At 62.2% G+C, this 542-nt stretch carries 1 protein-coding gene; it reads right to left on the reverse strand.

The window, feature by feature from the left end; all coding sequences use genetic code 11:
• A partial coding sequence (locus E3W21_RS28780) for an immunoglobulin-like domain-containing protein (RefSeq protein WP_178084159.1) occupies positions 1–542 on the reverse strand: 542 nt, incomplete at both ends.

A 542-nucleotide genomic window follows, 5' to 3' on the forward strand; every position in this document is an offset into this window, starting at 1 on the left:
TCGACGGTGACGGAACCGCTGGTAGCGTTGGCGGCGATGGTGATCACGGCGCCGTTGCTCAGGGTCACAGTCACTGGCGTGCCGGCAGCGTTGGTCAGTGTTGCGGTGTAAACGATGGAGCCGCCTTCAGCAACCGAATCGGTAGCCGTAAGGCTCAGTGTGGTGGTGTCAGCCGTATCGGTAATCGAGGTGTCCGCAGGCTTGCCGTCGACTTCCAGCTTTTCGAAGTTGCCGCCCTTGGCGTCGTCGATTTTGACGCTCAGCGAACCGCCGCCGGCCAAAGCATCGTTCGGCGCAACAAAGTTCACGCTGGCGCTGCTCGAGCCGACCGGAATGGTGATGGTCTGGCCGTTGGAAAGGGTCACGACGACCGGCGAACCAGTGACTTCAGCAGACACGGACGCGGTGTAAACCACGGTGCCGCCTTCGGCCACAGAGCCGTTGGCGGTCAGGCTGACCGTCGAAATGTTGATTGTGTCAGTCACCTCAGTGACTGCCGCCGCCGGGCTGGTCACCAGGTTCTCGAAGTTGCCGCCGGTAGC

This window comes from Pseudomonas sp. F01002, from assembly GCF_004402115.1.
Lineage (GTDB): Bacteria > Pseudomonadota > Gammaproteobacteria > Pseudomonadales > Pseudomonadaceae > Aquipseudomonas > Aquipseudomonas frigoris.